At 66.4% G+C, this 20,479-nt stretch carries 16 protein-coding genes; 8 read left to right on the top strand and 8 right to left on the bottom strand.

Annotated elements, in window-relative coordinates; all coding sequences use genetic code 11:
- The first annotated feature begins 55 nt into the window (after window positions 1–55).
- Window positions 56–1,402: a cystathionine gamma-synthase family protein gene (locus O6W96_RS11590; RefSeq protein WP_353469689.1), complete on the top strand. Its 1,347-nt coding sequence runs from the start codon at window positions 56–58 to the stop codon at window positions 1,400–1,402.
- A gap of 177 nt (window positions 1,403–1,579) precedes the next feature.
- Window positions 1,580–2,098 carry a phosphoribosyltransferase gene (locus tag O6W96_RS11595; RefSeq protein WP_353469690.1) on the top strand — a complete coding sequence of 173 codons (519 nt, stop codon included), beginning with the start codon at window positions 1,580–1,582 and terminating at the stop codon, window positions 2,096–2,098.
- 290 nt (window positions 2,099–2,388) lie between these two features.
- Here the strand turns inward: O6W96_RS11595 and O6W96_RS11600 are convergent, their stop codons facing one another.
- Entirely contained in the window at window positions 2,389–2,799 is a 411-nt protein-coding gene (locus tag O6W96_RS11600) for a glycine zipper 2TM domain-containing protein (protein WP_353469691.1), read from the bottom strand.
- A gap of 155 nt (window positions 2,800–2,954) precedes the next feature.
- On the opposite strand from O6W96_RS11600, the gene O6W96_RS11605 reads away from it, so the two are divergent.
- Window positions 2,955–3,980, top strand: coding sequence for an esterase-like activity of phytase family protein (locus O6W96_RS11605; protein ID WP_353469692.1), 1,026 nt, complete (start codon window positions 2,955–2,957; stop codon window positions 3,978–3,980).
- A 71-nt stretch (window positions 3,981–4,051) separates the two neighbouring features.
- Here O6W96_RS11605 and rpmB read toward each other — a convergent pair whose 3' ends face one another.
- Window positions 4,052–4,351, bottom strand: coding sequence for a 50S ribosomal protein L28 (rpmB, locus tag O6W96_RS11610; RefSeq protein ID WP_056053386.1), 300 nt, complete (start codon window positions 4,349–4,351; stop codon window positions 4,052–4,054).
- A gap of 183 nt (window positions 4,352–4,534) precedes the next feature.
- On the opposite strand from rpmB, the gene O6W96_RS11615 reads away from it, so the two are divergent.
- Window positions 4,535–4,753 carry a hypothetical protein gene (locus O6W96_RS11615; RefSeq protein ID WP_353469693.1) on the top strand — a complete coding sequence of 73 codons (219 nt, stop codon included), beginning with the start codon at window positions 4,535–4,537 and terminating at the stop codon, window positions 4,751–4,753.
- A gap of 72 nt (window positions 4,754–4,825) precedes the next feature.
- Entirely contained in the window at window positions 4,826–5,254 is a 429-nt protein-coding gene (locus O6W96_RS11620) for a nucleoside deaminase (RefSeq protein ID WP_435372219.1), read from the top strand.
- 256 nt (window positions 5,255–5,510) lie between these two features.
- On the opposite strand, the gene pepN is transcribed toward O6W96_RS11620, so the two are convergent.
- Complete coding sequence (gene pepN, locus O6W96_RS11625) at window positions 5,511–8,099, bottom strand: aminopeptidase N (RefSeq protein WP_353469695.1); 2,589 nt, start codon at window positions 8,097–8,099, stop codon at window positions 5,511–5,513.
- A gap of 106 nt (window positions 8,100–8,205) precedes the next feature.
- On the opposite strand from pepN, the gene O6W96_RS11630 reads away from it, so the two are divergent.
- The gene (locus tag O6W96_RS11630; RefSeq protein ID WP_353469696.1) at window positions 8,206–9,912 is read left to right on the top strand and encodes a M28 family metallopeptidase; all 1,707 of its coding nucleotides are present in this window, start codon (window positions 8,206–8,208) and stop codon (window positions 9,910–9,912) included.
- Window positions 9,909–10,745, top strand: coding sequence for an NAD(P)-dependent oxidoreductase (locus O6W96_RS11635; RefSeq protein WP_353469697.1), 837 nt, complete (start codon window positions 9,909–9,911; stop codon window positions 10,743–10,745). The genes O6W96_RS11630 and O6W96_RS11635 overlap by 4 nt, the downstream gene beginning before the upstream one ends.
- Here O6W96_RS11635 and O6W96_RS11640 read toward each other — a convergent pair.
- From O6W96_RS11640 to O6W96_RS11650, 3 genes are all read right to left on the bottom strand, one after another.
- A complete protein-coding gene (locus tag O6W96_RS11640; RefSeq protein WP_353469698.1) occupies window positions 10,658–11,581 on the bottom strand; it encodes a DMT family transporter in 924 nt (307 codons plus the stop codon). The two genes, O6W96_RS11635 and O6W96_RS11640, sit on opposite strands and share 88 nt — an antisense overlap.
- Window positions 11,578–12,579, bottom strand: a complete 1,002-nt coding sequence (locus O6W96_RS11645) for a threonine aldolase family protein (protein WP_353469699.1) — start codon at window positions 12,577–12,579, stop codon at window positions 11,578–11,580. Before O6W96_RS11645 ends, O6W96_RS11640 begins: the two co-directional genes overlap by 4 nt.
- 119 nt (window positions 12,580–12,698) lie before the next feature.
- Window positions 12,699–14,852 (bottom strand): transglycosylase domain-containing protein, encoded by a 2,154-nt coding sequence (locus tag O6W96_RS11650; RefSeq protein ID WP_353469700.1) that lies wholly within the window; start codon window positions 14,850–14,852, stop codon window positions 12,699–12,701.
- A 202-nt stretch (window positions 14,853–15,054) separates the two neighbouring features.
- Between O6W96_RS11650 and O6W96_RS11655 the strand changes: the two genes are divergently transcribed.
- Entirely contained in the window at window positions 15,055–15,678 is a 624-nt protein-coding gene (locus O6W96_RS11655; protein WP_056487369.1) for an NADPH-dependent FMN reductase, read from the top strand.
- A gap of 101 nt (window positions 15,679–15,779) precedes the next feature.
- On the opposite strand, the gene O6W96_RS11660 is transcribed toward O6W96_RS11655, so the two are convergent.
- Both O6W96_RS11660 and O6W96_RS11665 read right to left on the bottom strand, forming a co-directional pair.
- A complete protein-coding gene (locus O6W96_RS11660; protein WP_353469701.1) occupies window positions 15,780–17,264 on the bottom strand; it encodes an efflux transporter outer membrane subunit in 1,485 nt (494 codons plus the stop codon).
- A gap of 5 nt (window positions 17,265–17,269) precedes the next feature.
- The gene (locus O6W96_RS11665) at window positions 17,270–20,479 is read right to left on the bottom strand and encodes an efflux RND transporter permease subunit (protein WP_353469702.1); all 3,210 of its coding nucleotides are present in this window, start codon (window positions 20,477–20,479) and stop codon (window positions 17,270–17,272) included.

Consider the following 20,479-nt stretch of genomic DNA (forward strand, 5'->3'; position numbering starts at 1 on the left):
TCGTTTAGGCTCCGCACATCGGCTCGCATAAGACGGGCCACGCAGGAGCATATTGATGTCCGATACCCCCGAAAACGCCGGCGCAGTCCCCGCCGAAACCGAAGCGGACCTGACCGGCGTAGCGGCACGCGTCGCACCCAAGCCTGAAGTCGAGAAGATCGGCGGGCGCAAACTGAAGCCGTCGACCTTGATGATGGGCCACGGTTACGACCCGTCGCTATCGGAAGGCTCGCTGAAGCCACCGATCTTCCTCACCTCGACCTTCGTGTTTCCCAACGCGGCGGCGGGCAAGCGTCACTTCGAAGGCGTTACGGGCAAGCGTCCGGGCGGGGCCGAGGGGCTCGTCTATTCGCGCTTCAACGGGCCGAACCAGGAGATCCTCGAGGATCGTCTGGGCGTCTGGGAAGAGGCTGAAGACGCGCTCGCCTTCTCGTCGGGCATGTCGGCGATCGCGACGCTGTTTCTCGCGATGGTCAAGCCGGGCGACACGATCGTCCATTCGGGACCGTTGTACGCGGCGACCGAGACGCTGATCGGGCGCGTGCTCGGCAAGTTCGGGGTCAAGTGGCTCGATTTCCCGGCGGGTGCGACGCGCGAGGAAATCGACGCGGTGATGACCGAGGCGGCGACCGGCAACGTCGCGCTGATCTACCTCGAAAGCCCGGCGAACCCCACGAATGCGCTGGTCGATGTCGAAGCGGTCGCGGCCAGCCGTGACGCGATCTTCAAGGGCGAGAAGCCGCCGATCGCGATCGACAATACCTTCCTGGGACCGCTCTGGTTCCAGCCGCTCAAGCATGGTGCCGACATCGTCGTGTACTCGCTGACCAAGTATGTCGGCGGGCATTCGGATCTGGTCGCGGGCGGCGTGCTCGGGTCGAAGGAGCACATCAACACGATCCGGACGATGCGGAACACGATCGGGACGATCACCGATCCGAATACGGCGTGGATGCTGTTGCGGTCGCTGGAGACTCTCGAACTGCGGATGAGCCGTGCGGGCGAGAATGCCGCGAAGGTCTGCGGTTTCCTGCGGCATCATCCGAAGGTGGAGCGGGTCGCGTATCTCGGCTTTCTCGAGGACGAGCCGGGTATGGAGCGGCAGGCGGATATCTATCGTCGCCATTGCACCGGCGGGGGCTCGACCTTCTCGCTGTACCTCAAGGGCGGCGAGCGTGAGAGCTTCGCGTTCCTCGATGCGCTGAAGATCGCCAAGCTGGCGGTGTCGCTGGGGGGGACCGAGACGTTGGCTAGCCATCCTGCGGGCATGACGCATCTATCGGTGCCCGATGCGCGGAAGCAGGCGCTGGGGATCACGGACAATCTCGTGCGAATCTCGATCGGGGTGGAGGATCCGGACGATCTGATCGCTGATTTCGAGCAGGCGCTGGACACGATCTGATTTCCGGAAGGGCATATGCCCCTTCTTGTTCTGCCGCGAAGGGTCTCCCTTCAAAGTAATACTTTGAAGGGGCCTTGACGGCAGGAGCCCAGACCGGGTCCCCGCGTTCGCGGGGAACAAGATAGCGATGCAGCGGTTTTGGGTGAAGTCTTCGCCCTGACCCGCTAGCATTCGCCGATGCCAATTTTGACCCCGATCCCGCAGCATGAGTTCGTCGCTGCCGTGCACATCCTCGCCGCCAAGCTGGTCGAGGACGTTGACTGGAAACCTGATTACATCATCGGCATCGGCCGTGGCGGGCTCGTACCCGCGGTGTTCCTCAGCCATGCGATCGGGCTGCCGACGCTGTCGGTCGATTATTCGAGCCAGGTGAAGGACTTTGCCGACGAACCGCTGGTGAAGCTCGCCGCCCGGACGCGGGAGGGTGAGCGGTTGCTATTCGTCGACGACATCAACGATTCGGGGCGGACCATCAAGCATCTGCGGCGCGCACTGGCGGCGGCTGGCGCTGTCGAGGGGGCGGTGCGGTTCGCGATGCTGATCGACAACGTCAGTTCGGCGGAGCGGATCGAGTATTGCGCGCGGACAATCGACCGGGCGGTGACCAAGGACTGGTTCGTGTTTCCCTGGGAGGCCGTCGCGCCCGATGCGGCGATCGCCGAGGATGCGGTCGAAGTGCCTGAACGGATCGCGTAATGTCTTGTTCTCCTGCGAACGCAGGAGCCCAGGGTCTCGGGGACTCGGCTGAGTAACCCTGGATCCCTGCGTTCGCAGGAAAACGATAGACGAACAAAGGGCCGGCTCCCGTACGGGAAGCCGGCCCTCGCCCTCGATACGCTACGCGAGGGAACTGGGAAACTGGTTGGGAGGCCTAGGCAAGGCGCGACGTCGGCAAAGCCATCGTCGGTCGGGTCAGGCTAGGCCTGCCCGCCGTCCGTGCCGGCGGTTGCTCGCTTTCGCGAGCACCGGCCCGGGCGTTGCCGAGCTTACCGACGGCAGTACCGCGGGTTATCCGACTTATCGATCGCGTTGCCCGCCAGGCCACCACCGGCTGCACCAAGAACCGCGCCGAGCGTCCGATCACCACGACCGGCGACGGTGTGACCGAGCAGGCCGCCGGCGAGCGCGCCGATGATCGTGCCGCCGCTGTTGTCGCACCCGCGACGGCTGCGCGCGTTGTAATTGTAGCGGCGGTCGTTGCCGCGATACTCGCGATAGCCCCGGTCGTCGCCGCGATAGCCACGATCGTAGCCACCGTCGCGATAGCCGCCACCCTGATAGCCATCGTAGCCACGCTCGTAGCGCGAGCCCCAGCGCTGCGCATCGGCGGCGGCGGGAACGAGGGCGGTCCCACCCAATGCGAGGGCACTGGCGGCGAGTGTAAAAGTCTTGAACATCGTGCGTCTCCCGTTGGGGATTTCGGCGGCGGCGGGGGCCGTGCTTCCATCCTTGATGAGACGCTTATGGGTGATTCGCATTGAGCCGAGCCTGAATGCCTCCGTTATCCGCGGTTCATGCTTCCGTGCGCGGCGCGAGCCCGTATGAGGGCGCGATGCGGCGCTTGATCACTGTTCTGTTCGTCGCCGTGAGCGTCTGCACTGTCGTGCCGACTTGGTCGGGCGAAGCGCGGCTCGACCTGCTCGGCAAGCGCGCGCAATTGACCGCGACGCGCGTGATGCTCGATCGCACCAACCCGCGGCACGTCCGCGTCGGGGGGCTCACCTATCTTGGCGGCGTCGCACTCGCCAGCCGCGACCGGGCGTTCGGCGGCTTCTCGTCGCTGGCCGTGACCCATGTCGTCACGGGCGACCGCTTCACGCTGCTGAGCGACGGCGGCAATGTCGTTCAGTTCGACATGGGCTCGGACTGGCGCCCGCACCGCATCGCCTTCAGGAACCTGCCCGCGGGCCCCGGCATCGGCTGGGAAAAGCGGGACCGGGATAGCGAATCGATGGCGATCGATTCGCAGACCGGTCAGATCTGGATAGGCTTCGAGAACAGCAATGCGATCTGGCGCTATGCCCCTGGGCTCGCAGGATATGAAGCGCGCGTACGTCCCCAAGCGATGCGCAAATGGCCTGCCAATGGCGGTCCCGAATCGATGGCGCGGCTCGCCGACGGCCGATTCGTCGTCATCAGCGAGGAAGCGCATATCCGTCGTCCGGACTGGACCGGTTCGGAGACGGAACGCCTGCACACGCGGCAGGCGCTAGTCTTTGCGGGCGATCCGACCGGGGCGGGGGAGCCTGAGCGATTCGCGTATGAGCCGTTCGGGCGATACGACCCGTCTGACGTCACGGCGCTGCCGAATGGCGACCTGCTGGTGCTCGATCGTGGGTTCAGCCTGCCGTTCCGATGGTCCAATCGGATATCGCTGGTTGCCGCGCGTGACATGGCGGCAGGGCGAATCGCACGTGGCCGCTTGATAACGACGATCGACGCGCCGCTGATCCACGATAATTTCGAGGGTATCGACACGACGGTCGAGAACGGCAAGACGATCGTGTGGATCGTGTCGGACGACAACCAGATGTTTCTCCAACGCACGCTGCTGCTGAAGTTCCGGCTGGATTGCTAGCCCTACAAACGCCGACGGCCCGCCCTGCGAGGTGCAGGGCGGGCCGCGGTGATCGCGTTACGACGTCGCTGTTAGGCGGCGACGGCCGATGCTGCGATCTTCTTGACGACTTCGCGCTTCAGGCGACGAACGCGAAGCGACAGCTTGTCGTCCGAGACCTTCACCAGCCAGTTGTCGAGGCCACCGTTATGCTCGACGGTACGAAGGCCGTGCGTCGAAACGCGCAGCTTGACGCCCTTCTCAAGCGAATCGGAGAGAAGCGTGACGTTCTGCAGGTTCGGCAGGAACGTGCGCTTGGTCTTGTTGTTGGCGTGGGAGACGTTGTTCCCGACCATCCGGCCCTTGCCGGTCAGTTCGCAGATGCGCGACATGTGATTACCTATTCAAGTGTCGGGAGGAACCCCGGAAAGGCGCGCGGATAGCTGGCACGCCGGCTTTCGTCAACCGATTGTGCGCACAGCGTGTCTTGCGATCCCTGCAAAACGTGTTGTGCAACCGGCTGCGTTCGGCGACGTTGTTACGCTATCGAACTGTTCAATAAAAGGGGATGTCTCATGCGTACGCTCTTGTCTCTCGTAGCGATCGTCGTGCTGGTCGTGGTCGGCCTGATGTATTTCGGGATCATCAATATCGACCAGACCCGCCAGGGCGTCGTTCAGGCCCCGAAGTTCCAGGCGGATGTCGCCAAGGTCACGCTCGGCACCGAGAACAAGACCGTGGCGGTGCCGACGATCAACGTCGAGAGGCCGGGCAACAGCCAGGCACCGAACTGAGCTTTACGCGGGTGTTTACGTGGGCCGGGCGGCGGGGCAGGGCCTGAGGCCATGTTCCCCGTTCCCGACCCGATGCGCCGCGCGCTCGACGCGGCACGCGATGCGGCGCTGGCTGGGGAAGTCCCGGTCGGCGCCGTGGTCGTTAAGGACGGCGTTATTATCGCGACGGCGGCGAATGCGCCGCGCGCGTTGTGCGATCCGACTGCGCATGCGGAGATTCGGGCGATTCGCGCTGCTGCTCTGGCGTTGGGGAGTGACCGGCTCGAGGGATGCGATCTCTGGGTGACCCTGGAGCCGTGTGCGATGTGTGCCGGGGCGATCGCGCATGCCCGGATCGCGCGGCTCTATTATGGCGCGGCGGATGCCAAGGGCGGGGCGGTCGAGCACGGACCGCGGTTCTTTGGGCAGCCGACGTGTCATCATCGGCCTGAGATTTATGCGGGGATTGCGGAGACCGAGGCTGCGGGCATCCTGCGCGAGTTCTTTGCTAGTCGGAGGTAAGATTCCGGATTCGGCGCGCGCCTACCTACTTCCGTTCGCCCTGAGCGCAGTCGAAGGGCATGGCGCAAGAGAGGGTGCTTCGACTTCGCTCAGCACGAACGGGGGAGGGGTGATCGCGTGATCCTTCCCCGCCAGGGGGAGGTGGCACCGAAGGTGATGGAGGGGGAGGGTATCGCAACAGCCGTAATCGCTTTCCTTCCCCTCCGTCTGGCAAGGGCCAGACACCTCCCCCTTGCGGGGGAGGATCAAGTTCTGCTCAGCCCTCCAAGCTCTTGGACGCCTGTTCGAACAGGTCCTTCGATAGCCCCGGCGTCCGCACGATCCGCTCCAGCTCCCCGCGCATCAGCTCCGCCCGCACCGCATCGAACCGGCGCCACCGACCCAGCGGCGGGAGAAGCTTTGCCGCGGTCTGTGGGTTCAACCGGTCGAGCGCGATCAGTTGGTCCGCGAGGAATCGATAGCCACTCCCGTCGGCATTATTGAACGCCCGCTGGTTCGCGCCGAACGCGCCGATCAGCGATCGCGCGCGGTTGGGGTTGGTCAGCGTGAAGTCGGCATGCTCGGCGAGCCCCGCGACGATCGCGCCGGTACCGTCGCGCGACGACTGTGCTTGCGCCTGGAACCACTTGTCGAGCACCAGCGGATTGTCGCAATATTGGCTGTAGAAGATGTCGAGCGCGGTGGTGCGGATCTCGGACTCGCTGCTGACCAGCGTCGTCAGCGCGCCCATCCGGTCGGTCATGTTGTCCGCCGCATCGAACTGCGCGAACGCGAGGTCCGCCGCATCCGCCGCGCCGCTCGCCGCTATATAGCCGAGTGCGACGATTCGCAGGCGACGCAGGCCCTTGCCCTCCGGCGTATAGGCGTAGGACTGGCCTTCACCCCGCGCATACGCCTGCCGCCATTGCGCATCCAGCCGCGCGCCGAGATCGCGACGCAGCGCCTCGCGCGCGCGGAAGATCGCGTCGGGATCGACGACGGCCATCTGGTCGCCGATGAAGCTCTCCGAAGGCAGCAACACCGCCTCCGCGCCGAAGGCGAGATCGAGATCTGTGTCGGCGAGCGTGTTCGCGACCGCGGCGATCACGGCCTCGTGATTCGCATGCCCGTCGGCGGAGGCGACCAGCGTATCGAGCATCAGTTGCTGCATCGCCTCGTAGCGCGCGAACGGATCGTCGTCGTGCGCGCTGAGGAAGGCGAGATCGGCGGCGGTGCGGTCGCTCTCGACCACCACCGGGGCGGAGAAGCCGCGGTTGATCGACAGCACCGGGCGCTCCGCCAGGCCTTCGAATTCGATCGTGTCGAGCGTGTCGTCGAACAGGACGAGGCGTTCGTCTGTCAACGCCGCACCCGATTCGGCACCGAACAGCTTCACCCGCAACGGCAGTACCATCGGCGACTTCACCGGCTGGCCGGGCGTCGCGGGTACCTGCTGTGCGAGGTGCAAGGTCGCGCGGTCGCCGTTGTGCGAGAGGCTCGCCGAAACGCGCGGCGTGCCCGCCTGCGAATACCAGAGGCGGAACTGGGTGAGGTCGACCTTGCCGCCTTCCTCCATCGAGGTGACGAAATCCTCGCAGGTCGCGGCCGTGCCGTCGTACCGGTCGAAATACAAGTCGGTGCCGGCGCGGAAGCCTTTCGGTCCGAGGATCGCGGCCATCATCCGGATCAGCTCGGCGCCCTTGTTGTAGATCGTCGCGGTGTAGAAGTTCGAGATCTCCTGGTAGGATTCCGGGCGTACCGGATGCGCGAGCGGGCCGGAATCCTCGGGGAATTGCGATGCACGCAGGCCGCGGACGTCCTCGATCCGCTTGACCGCGCGCGAGCCCTGGTCGGCGGAGAAGCCCTGGTCGCGATAGACCGTGAAGCCTTCCTTCAGCGACAGCTGGAACCAGTCGCGGCAGGTGATTCGGTTGCCCGACCAGTTGTGGAAATATTCGTGCGCGACGACCGCGGCGATCGCGTCATAGTCGTAATCGGTCGCGGTATCCGGGTCGGCCAGGATGTAACGCGAGTTGAAGATGTTGAGGCCCTTGTTCTCCATCGCGCCGAAGTTGAAATCGTCGACCGCAACGATGTTGAACACGTCCAGATCATACTCGCGGCCATAGGTCGTCTCGTCCCACGCCATCGCGAGTTCGAGCGCCTTCAACGCGTGGTGGGTCTTTGGGAGGTCTGCCTCGCGTACCCAGATGCCGAGCGACACCTCGCGACCCGACATCGTCGTGAAACTGCTGCGGTTTACCGCGAGGTCGCCGGCGACCAGCGCGAACAGGTAGGAGGGCTTCGGGAACGGGTCGTGCCAGGTCGCCCAGTGGCGGCCGTCGTCCGAGTCGCCCTGTTCAACCGGGTCGCCGTTCGCGAGCAGCACGGGGAAGTGCTTCTTGTCGGCGGTCATCTTGACCGAATAAACGCTGAGCACGTCGGGGCGGTCGGGAAAATAGGTGATGCGGCGGAAGCCCTCCGCCTCGCACTGGGTGCAGAGATTGCCGCCCGAAGCGTAGAGCCCCATCAACTGCGTGTTGCGATCGGGGGCGATCTCGACCTGCGTCTCGACGACATGCGCGGCGCCGGCGAGCGGGATGACGAGCTGTTCGCCGTCGATCCGCCAGTCGTTGATCGCGACGCCGTCGACCGTGACCGACAGCGGCTTCTGGCCCGCGCCGTCGAGCCGGAACGGTGCGGCGTGATCGCCGTTGCGCGTTACCGACAGTGTTGCCGTTACGCGGGTGGTGGAGGGATCGAGGTCGAAATCCAGTTTCGTCTCGGGGACCAGCCACTCGGGCGGGGTATAGTCCTCGCGGCGAATGACGAGCGGGTGGGCGAGACTGTTCTGGATATCGAGCATATGTTTGCGAATATAGGGCCGTGGCCGCCTATCGCCAGCCAAAGCTTGCGCGGGTGACGGTGGATGCTACGCCGCTGCAACACGTTCCCTTTGCAAGGATTTCCGGATGTATCGTCCTATCGGCGCGCTCGCGGTGCTCGCGCTCTCTACCTCTGCCCTTGCTCAGACTGCGCCCCAAGCTGCCCCCGCGCCGGCTCCGGTGACCGCGCCGAATACGGCCGAGTTGAACGCGAAACTTGCCGCGCCGCTGCCGGCGGATCAGGCGGCGATGAAGGCGCACGTGCTGTTTCTCGCGTCGGATGCGATGAAGGGTCGCGAGGCCGGCAGCCCCGAGTTCGACATCGCCGCGCAATATGTCGCCGCGCAATTCTACGCCGCGGGGCTTCGTCCCGGTGGCGACCAGGGCGGGTATCTCCAGACCGTGCCGCTCGTGTCGTACAAGGCGGCGAGCAAGGGCGATTTCGTGTGGACGGGTCGCGGGCCTGCGCAGCCGCTCGTGTTCAGTGAGGACTATGTGCCCGCCGCGAACGGCGCGAAGGCGGAGACGAGCGTTTCGGCGCCCGTCGTGTTCGTCGGCTACGGCATCGACGCGCCGCAATATGGCCATGACGACTACAAGGGCGTCGACGTGCGCGGCAAGATCGTCGCGTATTTCGGCGGCTCGCCCGCGCGGTTCGGCGGCGAGGAACGCGCGTTCTTCGGGTCGGGCGGCACCAAGGCTGCGATCGCGCAGGCCAAGGGCGCGGTCGGCGTGATCACGCTGGAGAGCCCTCGCTTGGCGAAGGTACGGACCTTCGCCAAGCTGGCCGACTCCTACGCGACACCGCGGATGACGTGGGCGAACCCCGACGGCACCGGCAAGGTCGAAGCGCCTGGCGCACCGTCGCTCGGGACGGTCAGCATGGCCGGTGCGACCAAGCTGTTCGCGGGTGCGAAGACGCCGTGGAGCCGGATCGTGAAGCAGGCGGACCGCGACAACGCCAAGTTCAAGGCCGTGCCACTGGTAGGTACGCTGACCATCGCGACCAAGACGAGCTTCGTGCCTGCCGCTAGCAGCAACGTCGTCGGCGTGATCCCCGGCAGCGATCCGGTGGTCGGCAAGGAGGTCGTCGTGCTCTCCGCGCATCTCGATCACATCGGCATCACGAAGCCCGTGAAGGGCGACGCGCTCAACAACGGCGCGCTCGACAACGCGATCGGCATCGCCAGCCTGATCGAGGAGGCCAAGCGCTTCACCGCCAGTGGGCAGGCGCCCAAGCGGACCATCATGTTCCTGGCGGTGACCGGCGAGGAGAAGGGGCTGGTCGGCAGCGATTACTTCACCAACCACCCGACCGTGCCGCTGACCTCGATCGTCGCCGACGTGAACCTCGACATGCCGATCCTGACCTACAAGTTCGAGGACATGGTGGTGTTCGGTGCGGAGCGCTCGACGATCGGCCCGATCGTGCAGAAGGCGGTGGCGGCGATCGGCGTCGGCCTGTCGCCCGATCCGATGCCGGAGGAGGGAATCTTCGTTCGCTCGGATCACTTCCGCTTCGTCCAGAAGGGGATTCCGTCGGTGTTCCTGTGGCCGGGCCAGAAGGGGCCGGGCAAGGCGGCGGTCGCGTATTTCATGGCGAACAATTACCACAAGCCCTCGGACGATCTGACGCAGCCGATCCTGTGGGATCAGGGCGTGCGGTTCGTCGATGCGAACTACCGGATCGCGCGCGAGATCGCCGATGGCGCGCAGCGGCCGGTGTGGAATGCCGGCGATTATTTCGGGACGCTGTACAAGGGGCCGATGGCTGGCGCGGCGGTGGGCAAATGAGCCGGCTGCTGGTCTTCGGTCTCGGCTACACCGCGTCGCGGCTTGCCGAGCGGCTCGCGGCGGATGGCTGGCATGTCGTCGGCACGACGCGGGACGGGCGTGATGGTACGCTCCGGTTCGACGATGTGGACGCGGTGACGGCGGAGATCGCGGCGGCGACGCACATCCTGTCGTCGGTGCCGCCCGAGCATGAGGCGGACCCCGTCCTTGGGCGCTACGGTTCGCTGTTGCTGCGGACGCGCGCTTGGATCGGGTATCTGTCGTCGACCGGGGTGTACGGCGATGCGCAAGGTGCGTGGGTGGACGAGACGGCACCGATCGGTGGTGGTCGCCGGAGCGCGCGGGCGGCGGCGGATGCGGACTGGCTGGCCATTGGCGCGCGGACGTTTCGGTTGCCGGGGATCTACGGTCCTGGCCGCTCGCCGCTCGACCGGGTGCGGCAGGGCAAGGCGCACAGGATCGAGCAACCCGGGCAGGTGTTCAGCCGCGCGCATGTCGACGATATCGTGTCGGGCGTCATTGCCGGGTTCGTTGCGCCAGCGGGGGCGTATAATCTCGCGGACGACGTGCCCGCGTCGCAGAACGACGTGGTGGCGTTCGCGGCGATGCTGCTCGGGATGCCCGCGCCGCCGTTCGTGACGCTCGAGGAGCTGTCCGCGATGGGGCGCGGATTTTATAACGAGAACCGGCGGGTGGCGAACGGGAAGGCCAAGCGCGTGCTCGGCTGGACGCCCGCCTGGCCCGACTACCGCGCCGGTCTGCGTGCGCTGAGTGCGATGACGAGTCCAATGCCCGACAGGATCGCGCCGGCGACGGCCAGCGTCGACCAGTGATAGCGCTCGAAGATCGTCGATAGCAGCATCGCGATCACCGGCACGATCACGCCCGAATAGGCCGCCTTGGCCGGACCGATCGCGCGGATGACGTTGAAATAGAGCGGGAAGGCGAGCGCCGACGCGAACACGCCGAGATAGAGGATGCCCGCGACATAGCCGAAGCGCGGCTCGAACACCGGCGGCCCGGTGGTGATCCAGGCGAACGCCGCGTCGAGGCTCGCGCCGATCAGCATCGCCATCGCGAGCGTCGGCGCCATCGGATAGCGTTTGGCGAACGCGCTGCCCTGGATGACGTTGGCGACCGACGCGGCCATCACGCCGCACAGCGTCAGGACGATGCCGATCGTCGCCGAGCGCGGCCCGTGCGGATCGACTCGCGCCTCGTTGACGAACAGCAACGCGACCCCCGCCATCGCGACCGCGCACCCGACCATGAGCTGTCGCCCGAGGCGTTGCTTGAGGAAAATGCGGCCGAAGATCGCGTTGGGGACGAGCAGCAGCGCGAACACCACCGCGACGAGCCCCGAGGTGACGTAATGCTCGGCGCGGTAGACGAAGTTGAAGTTGAACGTGAACAGCGCGATGCCGATCACGGCCGCGAACGCGTAGCCGCGCGCGTCGAATTTGAAGCTCTCGCGCTTGATGCCTGCGTAGATCGCCATCGCGATGCCGGCGACAAGGAAGCGGTAGCTGATCGACCAGCTCGGCGGCACGACCGCGATCTGGTCGCGGATGACGAGCCACGTCGAGCCCCAGATCAACGTGACGATGCCGAACGGGATCAGCACTGCCGCGCGGGTCGATTGCGGTGGGTCGGTCGGGCCGGGGGTCATAGTTCCCGGATCGCGTCGGCGAGCAGGGCGACCGCGTCCGCCGGGCTGTCCCAGGCGGTGACGAGGCGGATTTCGCCGGCGGCCCAGTCGTAGAAGTCGAAGCCCTTCGCGCGGAGGGCTGCGGCTTCTTCGGGGGTGGCGCGGAGGAAGACTTCGTTCGCCTCGACCGGGTGGACGAGGCGGTTGCCGGCCGCGGCGGCGAGCTTGGCGGCGGCGTCGTTTGCGGCCTTGGCGTTGGCGAGCCAGAGGTCTTCGTCGAGCATGGCGAGGATCTGTGCGGCGAGGTAGCGCCCCTTCGACAGCAGCAGCCCGGCGCGCTTGCGGCGGTATTGCGTGACGGCGGCGAGGTCGGGCTTGAAGAAGACCAGCGCCTCCGCGCTCATCGCGCCGTTCTTGACGAAGCCGAAGCTCAGCGCGTCGACGCCGGCGCGCCACGTCATGTCGGCAGGCGAGCAGCCGACCCGCGCCATGGCGTTGGCGAAGCGCGCGCCGTCCATGTGGAAGCCGAGCCCGCGCTCCTTTGCCAGCGCGCCGATCTCCGCGACCTCGTGCGGCTGGTACACGCGGCCATATTCGGTGGCGTTGGTGATCGAGATCGCGTGCGGCTGGACGCGGTGGACGTCGTCTGGGATCGCGTCGAGGACGGTGCGGATGGTGTCGGGGGTGAGCTTTGCGCCGTCGCCGTCGGCGAGGAACAGCTTGGCGCCGTGCGTGTAGAATTCGGGCGCGCCGCCCTCGTCGTTTTGGATGTGCGCGTCGCGGTGGCAGACGATGCCGCCGTGCGGCGGGCAGAGTGCTGCGAGCGCTAGGCAGTTGGCGGCGGTGCCGGTTGGGACCCAGAGGACTGCGACGTCGGTCTCGAACAGCGCGGACAGGCGGCCGTCGAGCTGCTGGCTCCACGCGTCGCCGGCATAGGCGGTGTCGAGCGTGTCGGCGGCGGCGATCGCGGCCATGACCTGCGGGTGGATCCTGGCGGCGTTGTCGGAGAAGAAGCGCATGGGGGAGACATGCTGCGATGCGGTGGCGAGGTCAACGGGGGTGTCGCCGCTCGGACGTTGGCGACCGCTTTCTGGGTCCCCGCCTTCGCGGGGAAACAAGCTGTCTTGCGGGCGGAGTCCTACTGCCCCTCGTCGAACCCCGGTTCTTCCTCCGGCGGTCGACGATCGTCGCGAGGCGGCGGGCCTTCCTGGCGGTCGCGGCGGGAGGGGCCGACGGAGATGGTGCCGTCCTCGCCCATCTTCAGGTTGAAGCCCATTCCCTCGATCTCCCCGCCTAGCGGCAGGATCGAATTGTCCTGCTCGTCTGCCGGCAACGCGTCAGGATCGACTTCCTCGACCGCGGGAGGAGGCGCGGCGATCGCGGCGATCCCCAGCGCGCTCTGCATGAAGTCGCGCCAGATCCGTGCGGGGATGCCGCCGCCTGACAGGCCGGGGTTCGACGAATTGTCGTCGTTGCCGACCCACACGCCGACCACCAGATCGCGCGCGAAGCCGACGAACAGCGCGTCCTTGTTGTCCGACGTCGTGCCGGTCTTGCCGAACGCGTCGACCGTCAGGTTCGCGCCGCGGCCGGTGCCGGTGCGGATCGAGGCCGCCAGCAGGTCGAGCATTTCGTCGTGGATCTTGCTCGGCATCTCCGTCGCGCCGCCAGTCAGCGACTGATACCAGCCCTTCTCGCGGACGTCGGCGAGGCCGCGCGGCTGGACCGGATATTGCTCACGCGCGATCGCGGCATAGGCGGCGGTCAGTTCGAGCAGCGACACGGTCGAGGTGCCGAGGCCGATCGTTGCCTCGCTCGGGATCGGCGTCGAGATGCCGAGGTCGCGCGCCGCCTTGATCACCGCCTTGACGCCGACCTGTTGCGTCAGCCGTGCGGCGGCGACGTTGGACGAGCGCGCGAACGCCTGGCGCAGCGTGATCGTGCCCTGATAGCGGCCGTCGCTGTTCTTCGGCGTCCAGTCGCCGATCGTCACCGGGCGGTCCTCGATCGTCGAATCGGGGGTTAGCCCTTGGCGCATCGCGGCGAGGTAGACGAACAGCTTGAAGGTCGAGCCGGGCTGGCGACGGGCCTGCGTCGCGCGGTTGAACGGGCTTTTCGCGTAGTTCTTGCCGCCGATCATCGCGACGACGCGGCCATCGGGACGCATCGCCACCAGCGCAACCTGCGCCTGACGCAATCCCGCGCGCGCGACGGTGCGTTCTGCTGCACGCTGTAACCGCGGGTCGAGCGTCGTCTGGACGGTCGCCTCGGTCTTGATCTCGCCGGCTTGGTCGCGCGCTTCGGGGAGGATCCAGTCGGCGAAATAGGTGCCGTTGGGGAGCTGCGACGGGCGGCTGCCGAGCACGCGCTGCGGCTGGACCGCATCGCCCTCCGCCTTGGTGAGGAAGCCCGCGTCGACCATCGCGCCCACCACGACGGCCTCCCGCTTGCGCGCGCCTTCGAGGTTTGACGTGGGAGCGAGACGCGACGGTGCCTTGACCAGGCCGGCGAGCATCGCCGCCTGGCCGACGTTGAGCTTGTCCGGCGTGCGGCCGAAATAATGCTTCGCCGCCGCGCTGATCCCGTAGGTGTTGTCGCCGAAATAGACGTTCGAGAGATAGCGCGAGAGGATCTCGTTCTTCGACAGCCATGCTTCGAGCCAGAACGCGATCATCGCCTCGCGGATTTTCCGCGTCGCGGTGCGGTCCGAATCGAGGAAGGCGTTCTTCGCGAGCTGTTGCGTGATCGTCGAGCCGCCCTGGCGGACGCCACCCGAGCCCATGTTCGCCCATGCCGCACGCGCGATCCCGCGCGGATCGACGCCCCAGTGCGAATAGAAGCGTCGGTCCTCGATCGCGAGGAACGCCTGCGTGACATGCGGCGGAAGCTTGGCCGCATCGACCGACTTGCCGATGATCGCGCCGCGCCGCGCGATCGGCGTGCCGTCGTCCGCGGTAAGCGTGATCGAGGGCGGGGTCGGCGGCTGGAGCGACTTCGACAGCGGTGCGGTGATCGCCAGCCAGATGATCGCGATCACCAGCAGGACGATGCCGATCCCCGCTCCGCGCAGGATCCAGCGACCGATCGGACGCTTGCGTCGTGGCGTGCTGGGGGTGGCGTAGGCCGCGCCGAAGTCGCGATCATACGGGGCCGAATCTTCGCCGTCCCGCTCCGCTTCGTATTTCTGGCGCAGGCGCTCGCGCTCGGTGATCAGCCGCTCGCGCTCATAGGCGTAGGGCTCGCGATCGCCGCTTGGGCTGGAACGGTTGGTGTCGAAGGGATCGGGGCGCATCGGTCGTTCCAGCGGGTCGGCCAAGCGGCGGACGTCAGGTGTATTATCGTTCTATGACAGCTCGGGCAAGTCTGTGCTTACGCCGTCCGTTCCTGCGCATGCTTAACGTGTACAGGGGCTTAGCGACAGCGGCACGACGTTCGCCGAACGAGAACCGACCGAAGCTGTTGTCATCGCGCGACGAAACGGGAAAGAGGATCGCATGACGTTCGAACAGGATAAAACCGTGGCCGCTTCCGACACTCCTCCCGCCGTTCTGCCGCTGGTCGTCGGCATAGGCGGCACGATCGGCGGCGTCTCGTCGACCGAGCGTGCACTGCGGATCGCGCTCGATGCGGTCGAGAAGCAGGGCTATCGCACGCAGATGTTCGGCGGGGCCGACATGGCGCGGCTGCCGCTCTACGATCCGAAGGCGACGACGCGGACGCCCGACGAACAGGCGTTCGTGGCGGCGGTGCGCGAGGCGTCGGCGGTGATCATCGCAAGCCCCGGCTATCACGGGAGCATTTCCGGTGTCGTTAAGAACGCGCTCGACCTGCTGGAGGAAACGGCGCGCGATCCCGAGCGGCCGTATCTGGCGGACATGCCGGTTGGGCTGATCGCGACGGCGTATGGTTGGCAGGCGACCGGGAGCACGATCGCGGCGTTGCGCTCGATCGTCCATGCGTTGCGTGGGTGGCCGACGCCGTTTGCCGCCGCGATCAATACGCAGGTGACGAAGTTCGACGACGAGGGCGGGGCGAGCGATCCTGCTGTGCTCGAGCAGTTGCGTCTGGTCGGGCGGCAGGTTGCGCGGTTCGCGCCGTTGTCGGAGCCGGCGAACTAGCCAGTCCGTCATCCTGGGCTCGACCCAGGATCCAGAGCCACGAACGGCGTCGTCAGCGGCTCTGGATCCTGACTTTCGTCAGGATGACGAAGGGGCGAGCCTTACTTCAGGCCGCCACCGAGCGAGCGGTAGAGTTCGACCGCGTTGCTGTCGCGCACTAGCCGCGTCGCGAGCAGGCTTTGCTGTGCGGTGTAGAGCGCGCGCTGCGAATCGAGCGTGTTGAGGAACGGGTCGATCCCGGCGCGGAAGCGGAGCTGCGAAAGGTTGTACGCGCCGGCCGCGTTGTCACGCAGCGACGTCTGCGCCTCGAGCTGGCTGTTGATCGTGCCGCGACGTGCCAGCGCATCGGCGACCTCGCGGAAGCCGGTCTGGATGCTCCGTTCGTACGTGGCCAGCATCGCGTCGCGCGTTGCCTTGGCGTATTGCAGGTTGCCCTTGTTGCGACCGAAATCGAAGATCGGCTGCGTGATCGACGGCGCGACCGACCATTGCTGGCTGCCGCTGCCGAACAGGTTCGATAGGCCGAGGCTGAGCGTGCCGAACGCCGCGGTGAGCGAGATGTTCGGGAAGAACGCCGCGCGCGCCGCGCCGATGTTCGCGTTGGCGGCGATCAGGTTGTGCTCGGCGGCGGCGACGTCCGGACGGCGCAACAGCACCTCCGACGACAGGTTGGCGGGCAGATTCTCTAGCGTCGGCGTCTTGTCAGGCATCCGCGCGGGGAGCAGGTCCTGCGTCACGGTCGTCCCGGCAAGCAGGTTGAGCGCGTTCTGGTCCTGCGCGATCAGCGTGGTGGCGTCGGCAATGTCCGAGCGCGCCTGGTCGTATGTGGTGCGCGCCTGACGCACTTCGAGTTCGGAGGCGATGCCGATGCGGAAACGGTCCTGCGTGAGCTTCAGCGTCTGGCCGAACGCGCGCTCGGTATCCTGCGCGATCTTCAGGCGATCCTGGTCCGCGGCCATCGTCAGCCACGCGGTTGCGGTTTCCGAGATCAGCGACACCTGGGCTGCGTTGCGGTTTTCCTCCGCTGCGAAATACGCTTCCTGCTGCGCCTGGGTAAGGTTGCGGATGCGGCCGAAGAGATCGATCTCCCAAGCCGAGACGCCGACATTGGCCGAATAGATGTCGACCCGGCCGCTGCCGGCCACAGCACCAGCACCGGTTCCGCCACCAACACCGCCGCCCGTGCCGCCGCCGACGCCACCGCCGCCGACCGCGTTGAACGGCGACTTCTGATAGGTCGCGCTGCCGGTCGCGCCGATCGTCGGGAACAGGTCCGCGCGCTGCACGCGGTATTGCGCGCGCGCCTGGGCGACGTTGGCGACCGCGATGCGGACGTCGCGGTTATTGTCGAGCGCGAGGCGGATAACGCCGCGCAGACGGTCGTCCGTGAAGAACGCCTCCCACGCGGTGTCCGCGGGCACGATCGCGTTCGCGGCGTTGCCGGCCGAATAGGCTGGCCCGATTGGTCCGCTCGGCGCCACGGGAAGCTCCGGGCGGACGTATTTAGGGGCGAGGTTGCACCCGGCGAGCGTGAGCCCGGCGGCGAACGTGAGCGCCGTGCGGCTGGAGATCTTGGTCGAGAACATCTGGATCAGGCCTCCTGCGGCCGCTGGTCGTGGGGCGGATGGCCGCCGTCACGGTTGTCGTCACGGGTGTCGTCGTCGGTGCGGACCTGATCGCGGTCCTGCCCCGAGCCGGCCTTGTCCTGCTTGAAGACGCGCTTCACGAGCAGGAAGAACAGCGGCACGAAGAAGATCGCGAGGACGGTCGCGGACAGCATGCCGCCGACCACCGCCCAGCCGATCGCGTTCTGGCCACCGGCGCCGGCACCGCTCGACAGTGCGAGCGGCAACACGCCGAAGATGAACGCGAACGACGTCATCAGGATCGGGCGCAGGCGAAGCTTGGCCGCCTCGACCGCGGCATCGGCCGCGTTCATCCCGTCGCCCATCTTCTCCTCGGCGAACTCCACGATCAGGATCGCGTTCTTCGCCGCCACGCCGATCGTCGTGATCAGCCCGACCTGGAGATAGATGTCGTTGTTCAGCCCGAAGATCATCGCCGCGCCGACCGCGCCGAGGACGCCGAGCGGCACCACCAGCAGGACGGCGATCGGGATCGACCAGCTCTCGTACAGAGCCGCGAGGCAGAGGAACACGATCAGCAGCGACAGCGCATAGACCGTGGTCGACTGACCCGAGGACAGGTTTTCCTCATAGCTGAGGCCGGTCCATTCATAGCCGATGCCGGGCGGTAGCTTGGCCGCCATCTCTTCCATCGCCGCGATCGCCGCACCGCTGCTGACGCCAGGCGCCGGCGAGCCCATGATCTCGAACGACGCCACGCCGTTATAGCGTTCGAGGCGTGACGGACCGTAGTTCCAGCTCGTCGTCGAGAAGGACGAGAACGGTGCCATCGCGTTGCTGGTCGTGCCGCGGACATAGAAGTTGCCGAGATCGGCCGGCGTCGTCCGGAACGGTGCGTCGGCCTGCACGAACACCTTCTTCACGCGACCGCGGTCGATGAAGTCGTTGATGTAGGCGCCACCGAATGCGGTGCTGACCGTGGTGTTGATGTCTTGCTGGCTAAGGCCGAGTGCCCCTGCCTGCGCCTGGTCGACGTTCAGTTTCAGCTGTGGCGCATCCTCAAGACCGTTCGGACGGACCTGCATCAGGCGCTTGTCCTGGCTGGCCATGCCGAGCAGCATGTTGCGCGCTTCGAGCAGTTTCTCGTGCCCGACGCCGGCATTGTCCTTCAGCATGAAGTCGAAGCCGTTGGCATTGCCGAGTTCCTGCACGGCGGGCGGCACGAAGCCGATCACCATACCGGCGCGGATCCCGGCGAGCGCCTGGTTGGCACGGGCCGCGACCGCGGCGACGCCGTTCTCCGCACCGCTGCGATCTTCCCATGGCTTCAGCTGGATGAAGGCGATGCCGACATTCTGGCCCTGGCCGACGAAGCCGAAGCCGCTGATCGTGAAGATGCCTGCGGTGTTGGCCTTCTCGTCGATCATGAAGTGATCGCGAACCTTGTCCATCGTCCGTGCGGTCTCTTCCATCGGCGTACCCGACGGCATCGAAACCTGTGCGAACATCACGCCCTGATCTTCCTCGGGGAGGAAGCCCGACGGCAGGCGCACGAAGATAAAGGCCATCGCGACGACGATCACGGCATAGACCAGCATCGTGCGGACCCAGCCCTTCTCGACGCGGCGCAGGCCGTTGCCGTACTTGCCGACGCCCTTGTCGAAAGTGCGGTTGAACCAGCCGAAGAAGCCCTTCTTCTCGCCGTGACCTTCCTTGGCGGGTTTCAGGATCGTCGCGCAGAGCGCGGGCGTCAGGATCAACGCGACCAGCACCGAAAGCGCCATCGATGACACGATCGTGATCGAGAACTGGCGGAAGATCACGCCGGTCGAGCCGCTGAAGAACGCCATCGGCAGGAACACCGCCGACAGCACGAGGCCGATGCCGACCAGCGCGCCGCTGATCTCGTCCATCGACTTCTTGGCGGCCTCCTTCGGGGAAAGCCCTTCCTCCTGGATCAGGCGCTCGACGTTCTCGACGACGACGATCGCGTCATCGACGAGCAGGCCGATCGCCAGCACCATGCCGAACAACGTCAGCGTGTTGATCGTGAACCCCGCGACCTGGAGCACGGCGAGCGAGCCGAGCAACACGACCGGGACCGCGATCGTCGGGATCAGCGTGGCGCGGAAATTCTGGAGGAACAGGAACATCACGAGGAAGACGAGGACGATCGCCTCGATCAGCGTGTGGATGACCTGCTCGACCGACAGCCGCACGAACGTCGAGTTGTCGATCGGGAACGCGACCTTGACGTCGGGCGGGAACTGCTTGGCGATCCGGTTGACCTCGGCCTTCACCAGCTTGACGGTATCGAGCGCGTTCGCACCCGGTGCCAGCTTCACGCCGAAGCCTGCCGCCTGCTTGCCGTTATAGCGTGCCTGGAAGCTGTAGTTCTCCGAGCCCATCTCGACGCGGGCGACGTCGGACAGGCGTACGGTCGCGCCGCTGGTCGCCGAGCGGACGATGATCGCGCGGAACTGTTCCGGCGTCTGGAGACGCGACTGGGCGGTCACGGTGGCGTTGAGCGACTGGCCCTTCACCGCGGGCAGACTGCCGACCTGACCGGCCGAGACCTGTGCGTTCTGCGCGGTCAGCGCCGACGTGATGTCGGTGACGGTGACGCCGAGGTTCGACATCTTGAAGGGGTCGACCCAGATTCGCATCGAGTACTGCGCGCCGAACACCTGCGTGTCGCCGACGCCCTTGATACGGCTGAGCGGATCCTGGAGCTTCGAGGCGATCATGTCGCCGAGATCGACCTGGTCGTGGTCGCCGTTTTCCGAATAGGCGGCGATGATGAGCAGGAAGTTGGCGGTCGCCTTGGTCACGCGAAGACCGGCCTGCTGCACTTCCTGCGGCAGGAGCGGAGTCGCCTGTTGCAGCTTGTTCTGCACCTGGACCTGCGCGATGTCGGGATCGGTCCCCTGCTCGAAGGTGAGCGTGATCGCGAGGTTGCCCGAGCCGTCCGAGGTCGAGGCGAAGTAGCGAAGGTTGTCGATGCCCTTCATCTGCTGCTCGATGATCTGCGTCGTCGTGTTCTCGAGCGTCTGCGCGTCGGCACCCGGATAGGACGTCGCGACCGTCACCTTGGGGGCGGCGATCTCAGGGAACTGCGCGATCGGCAGTGACCGGATCGCGAGGATGCCGGCCAGCATCAGGATGATAGCGATGACCCACGCGAAGATGGGTCGATCGATGAAATAGCGTGACAT

Source organism: Sphingomonas faeni (assembly GCF_040407495.1).
Classification (GTDB): Bacteria; Pseudomonadota; Alphaproteobacteria; order Sphingomonadales; family Sphingomonadaceae; genus Sphingomonas; species Sphingomonas faeni_D.

Coding starts and splice junctions, on each gene's coding strand:
- O6W96_RS11660 (WP_353469701.1), bottom strand. CDS start 17,264: ATGTTCTCGACCAAGATCTCCAGCCGCACGGCGCTCACGTTCGCCGCC.
- O6W96_RS11590 (WP_353469689.1), top strand. CDS start 56: ATGTCCGATACCCCCGAAAACGCCGGCGCAGTCCCCGCCGAAACCGAA.
- O6W96_RS11615 (WP_353469693.1), top strand. CDS start 4,535: ATGCGTACGCTCTTGTCTCTCGTAGCGATCGTCGTGCTGGTCGTGGTC.
- O6W96_RS11595 (WP_353469690.1), top strand. CDS start 1,580: ATGCCAATTTTGACCCCGATCCCGCAGCATGAGTTCGTCGCTGCCGTG.
- O6W96_RS11605 (WP_353469692.1), top strand. CDS start 2,955: ATGCGGCGCTTGATCACTGTTCTGTTCGTCGCCGTGAGCGTCTGCACT.
- O6W96_RS11645 (WP_353469699.1), bottom strand. CDS start 12,579: ATGCGCTTCTTCTCCGACAACGCCGCCAGGATCCACCCGCAGGTCATG.
- pepN (WP_353469695.1), bottom strand. CDS start 8,099: ATGCTCGATATCCAGAACAGTCTCGCCCACCCGCTCGTCATTCGCCGC.
- O6W96_RS11665 (WP_353469702.1), bottom strand. CDS start 20,479: ATGTCACGCTATTTCATCGATCGACCCATCTTCGCGTGGGTCATCGCT.
- O6W96_RS11635 (WP_353469697.1), top strand. CDS start 9,909: ATGAGCCGGCTGCTGGTCTTCGGTCTCGGCTACACCGCGTCGCGGCTT.
- O6W96_RS11620 (WP_435372219.1), top strand. CDS start 4,826: ATGCGCCGCGCGCTCGACGCGGCACGCGATGCGGCGCTGGCTGGGGAA.
- O6W96_RS11600 (WP_353469691.1), bottom strand. CDS start 2,799: ATGTTCAAGACTTTTACACTCGCCGCCAGTGCCCTCGCATTGGGTGGG.
- O6W96_RS11655 (WP_056487369.1), top strand. CDS start 15,055: ATGACGTTCGAACAGGATAAAACCGTGGCCGCTTCCGACACTCCTCCC.
- O6W96_RS11630 (WP_353469696.1), top strand. CDS start 8,206: ATGTATCGTCCTATCGGCGCGCTCGCGGTGCTCGCGCTCTCTACCTCT.
- O6W96_RS11640 (WP_353469698.1), bottom strand. CDS start 11,581: ATGACCCCCGGCCCGACCGACCCACCGCAATCGACCCGCGCGGCAGTG.
- rpmB (WP_056053386.1), bottom strand. CDS start 4,351: ATGTCGCGCATCTGCGAACTGACCGGCAAGGGCCGGATGGTCGGGAAC.
- O6W96_RS11650 (WP_353469700.1), bottom strand. CDS start 14,852: ATGCGCCCCGATCCCTTCGACACCAACCGTTCCAGCCCAAGCGGCGAT.